The organism is Ectopseudomonas oleovorans, assembly GCF_003052605.1.
In the GTDB taxonomy this organism is placed as follows: Bacteria; Pseudomonadota; Gammaproteobacteria; order Pseudomonadales; family Pseudomonadaceae; genus Aquipseudomonas; species Aquipseudomonas oleovorans_A.
The window spans coordinates 529-4,476 of sequence record NZ_QASO01000061.1 but is presented as its reverse complement, the minus strand read 5'-3'; the positions used below and the strand labels follow the sequence as shown (position 1 = coordinate 4,476).

The 3,948-nt window shown below is 58.4% G+C and carries 4 protein-coding genes; 3 read left to right on the top strand and 1 reads right to left on the bottom strand.

All coding sequences use genetic code 11. From position 1 onward, the window contains the following. Positions 1-85 precede the first annotated feature (85 nt). From DBO86_RS10365 to DBO86_RS10355, 3 genes are all read left to right on the top strand, one after another. Positions 86-1,441, top strand: a complete 1,356-nt coding sequence (locus tag DBO86_RS10365; protein ID WP_042858280.1) for an IS1182 family transposase — start codon at positions 86-88, stop codon at positions 1,439-1,441. Positions 1,442-2,150: 709 nt separating this feature from the next. Then, positions 2,151-2,426 carry a hypothetical protein gene (locus DBO86_RS10360; protein ID WP_003460663.1) on the top strand — a complete coding sequence of 92 codons (276 nt, stop codon included), beginning with the start codon at positions 2,151-2,153 and terminating at the stop codon, positions 2,424-2,426. After that, the gene (locus DBO86_RS10355; protein ID WP_104728562.1) at positions 2,426-2,761 is read left to right on the top strand and encodes a type II toxin-antitoxin system RelE/ParE family toxin; all 336 of its coding nucleotides are present in this window, start codon (positions 2,426-2,428) and stop codon (positions 2,759-2,761) included. Before DBO86_RS10360 ends, DBO86_RS10355 begins: the two co-directional genes overlap by 1 nt. Positions 2,762-3,737: 976 nt before the next feature. Here DBO86_RS10355 and DBO86_RS26220 read toward each other — a convergent pair. Further along, positions 3,738-3,948: hypothetical protein (locus DBO86_RS26220; protein ID WP_208630411.1), on the bottom strand; the 211-nt coding region annotated here is incomplete at its 5' end.

Here is a 3,948-nt window from a genome sequence, read left to right as displayed (position 1 = left end):
CTAGGAGTCTGTCGGACTTTCCAAGTCTTCCGCGCGTTGGGGGTATCCGCGACAATCGGGGCTCTGCTACCGAGAGCCCGTCCCTATGAGCCGTTTTGTCCCAGTTGACCGTGACACCGCGTACCTGCTGCCGCCCTCGGTAGACGAATGGTTGCCGAATGATCACTTGGCGCGATTCGTGGTTGAGGTCATCGAGCAACTCGATCTGCGCGAACTGACCGGCCAATACGCCGGCCGGGGGTCGGCCGCACACCATCCGGCCGTGCTGCTTGGCCTGCTGATCTACGGCTACGCCAACGGCGTGCACTCCAGCCGCAAGATCGAGCGCGCGACCTACGACTCGGTGGCGTTTCGCTATGTGGCGGCCAACACTCACCCCGACCACGACACCCTGGCCACGTTCCGTCGGCGCTTCCTGACGGCGGTCGAATCGCTGTTCGTCCAGGTGCTGCTGCTGGCACGTGAGATGAAGCTGCTCAAGCTTGGCCACATTGCGCTCGACGGCACCAAGATCGATGCCAATGCCAGTAAGCACAAAGCCTTGTCCTGGGGCTATGCCAACAGGATCGAGGTGCAGTTACGCGAGGAAGTCCAGCAGTTGTTGACGCTGGCCGAGAACAGTGACCGTGCCGCCGTGCCCGATGGCATGGATGTACCGGCCGAGATTGCCCGGCGTGAAGATCGGCTCAGCGCCATTGCCCAGGCCAAGGCCAAGATCGAGCAGCGCGCGGCTGAGCGACACGCCGTCGAGCAGCAGGAATTCGAGGTCAAGACGGCCAAGCGTCAGGCCCAACGCAAGGCCGGCAAGAAGCCGCGGGGCAAGGATCCCGAACCACCTGCGGCCGGCCCCAAAGACAGCGATCAAGTCAATCTAACCGATGAAGAATCGCGCATCATGCCCGCCTCAAGCGGCGGCTTCGAGCAGAGCTACAACGCTCAGGCCGGGGTGGATGTCGAGACGATGCTGGTCATCACACAGCATGTCACCCAGGCCAGCAACGACAAGCGCGAAGTGGTCCCTACGCTGCAGCGCATTGCGGCCTTGCCCGCCGCGCTGGGCGAGGTGCAAACGCTGATTGCGGACAACGGCTTCTTCAGCCAAGCCAACGTGAGCGCCTGCCACGCAGCCGAGATCGAACCGCTGCTGGCGCTCAAGCGCGAATCGCATCATTTGCCCGTGCTGGAGCGCTTTGCCGCCGACTCGCCGTCACCGCAGACGAGCGACCCGGTCGAGCAGATGGCCCATTGCCTGAGCACGCAAAGTGGCCGAGCGCTGTACAAACTGCGCAAGCAGACGGTTGAGCCGGTGTTCGGCATCATCAAGCGGGTGATGGGCTGGCGGCAAATGAGCATGCGCGGACTCGCCAAGGCTCAAGGTGAATGGAGCTTGGTGACCATGGCCTGGAACATCAAGCGCCTGCATGTACTGCGTGCCGCGTAAAGGTAGAAAGGTACGCCCTGAGGCCGCTCAAACGGCGGCCCAGGCGTGCAGATACGTCCTTGGGGTCGCGCCAGCGGACTCAGATGTCTGAAAGGAACGGCAACGCGTCAAAAAGCACCTTGATCCCGCTCTATCCTTTCTTGCGGGGTCAAGTCCGACAAGCTGCTAGAGTCCACCTGGCAGGGGCAACATGGCAAAACGCCAGATATTGCCTAGGCTATCCAGCAACGATGGTTAGGGCGGGAATGGAAAGGCAGCAGGGATGCTTTTAACAGACGCGAGGCGCGCAAGGCGTCTTGCAGAAACGACAAAGCCCTCTTTCGGAGGGCTTTGTCTTTTCCGCTCGCCTCGCATAGGCCAGCGCAAGCAATGAACACCGAGCTAACGAAGTGTATGGGGTCGGCATCCTGCCTGTTGATCACTTCGTTAGCCCGGTGATCGGAGAGTAGCCCAGGCAATGACAATGTGCCAAGCCTCAATTGCGCGGCGTGTTTCACAGAGCGGAGTGCTCCCCTGGCAGCTCTGGCACTTCGAACTTCCCCAGAATATTCGCGTGATGGCAAATATCGTGACGCTTGAAACTATCACTCACAACGCCCTGAGCTAGACACAAAGATGATGACTCATGCTTTCCAGTGCAGCGAGCATTGCTTAGCATGCATACAACGTATATACGTTGTAGTTACGAATCGACCGATAGGTGACGACCATGGCCAAAGAAGCCGTTTTCAACCTGAAGCTTGAGTCTGAACTGCGCGAAGACTTCATGGCAGCCGCTCAAGCCGCACACCAGCCGGCCTCCCAGGTTATGCGCGACCTCATGCGCGACTACATTCGCCTGCAGCAACAGGTCAAAGAGCATGATGAGTTCGTGCAACGCAAGGTCGCTGCTGCAAGGGCATCGGTAGAGGCTGGTCGCGGCCGCTCCAATGATGATGTAGAAGCTGAATTCGCTGCTCGCCGGGCCAAGGCTCTGGGTCACTGATGCAGGTTATTTGGACACCTGAGGCCATGCAGGACCGTCTGGATATCTGGAAATACATCGCAACCGACAACCCTCGCACTGCTGTGCACATGGACGAGCTATTCAGTGCTGTTGCCGCTAGTCTGGCCGATTTTCCCGACAAGGGCAGGCTGGGAACGGTGGTCGGTACTCGCGAGCTGATCCCTCACGAGAACTATCGTCTCGTCTATCAGACTGAGCGTGATGTGGTCTGGATTCTTGCCCTGGTGCACGTCGCCAGGATGTGGCCACCAGTTCAGAGCCAGCTGCAGTCTCCAGCCGCTTTCGACACTTCTTCGACACCCTGCATGCCGTAGAAAGCAAAAACCCCCGAAACTCTGGGAGCTTCAGGGGCTTTGGCTTGGGTATGGCGGGAAGATAGGGATTTGAACGCTGTCTACTGCACGCCCACACCGCCACACGCACCTCTACAGCCCAATGAATCCGGCACCTGCTGGTTTTGAACGGTTTGCAGCGGCCTGGATTTTGCCCCCAGTTTTGCCCCCAAAATACGCGGGGCAAAAAAAGCATCAGTCGATCCCTAAGGAGGCATCCGCCTCATTCTCAGGGCGGGCCTCAACGTATGCGACCATGAGGGTCGCGGCATAGACGCAGGCTATCACCAGGGTCTTCCCCTGATCCACCTGCGTCCTCAGCGGCAGCGGCATTTAGAATCTGGCTTCTTGCGTAGCCAAGCGTATTGGACAGGATCAACACTCAGCAGTTGGCTATTTACAGCAGCTGAACTGGATCACCTGGGCAGGCGCAGGAGACAGCGCGGTTAAGGCCCTGAGGGTGGTTGGGCGAGACTCAATTCAGAGGATGCAGGCAGCTGGGCCAAGTATCACCCACAGTCTGGATTTGGCATGGGTTTACGCTTTATGGAAAGAGAAGGTCGGCAAGGTGAAAAGAATCGAGCATCGCCTTGGTTCGATGTGCCGGTTGGCCAAGCGATGGAATGCCCGGTGATTGGAAAGGGAGAACAACGCCGGGTTTACCGTCGTGACCACTACACCGCCAACTGAACTTGCCTGGATACATGATCGTTGGCCGCTACCGACTCGGCTAAAAAGCACCTAGCGAAACCTTCTTCAGGTGATCCTTCTAACCTTGGCTGACTGTCATAACGCAGACTCAAGGTCTCTGTTGTGCCCTAATATCGCGAGACTAGGCTAACCGTGGTATGGCCTAAGTTCTTCCCTGCACTGACTGTTCAATACCTGACAGAATGACTGCTTCGAAAATATCTGCCTGGCTGCCTACGCCGCCATAGCGCATAGCCCCCTCCCTGAGTCAGCTCGGCTTACCGACTGATTCGTCTTGCTGCGCCTGTAGCAAACCTGCCGTTTCACACGGCACCACGTGATACCTACAACTTGAACCTGACGCTTTCGGCACGCCGTCCCGGCATCGTGCTGCCGCGTCCATTGCCTTGGATTTATTTTCCATCGAAAGGTTAAAACCACCGGCTTTCAGCCGGTGAGCTTTAGCGCCACCATGCGGG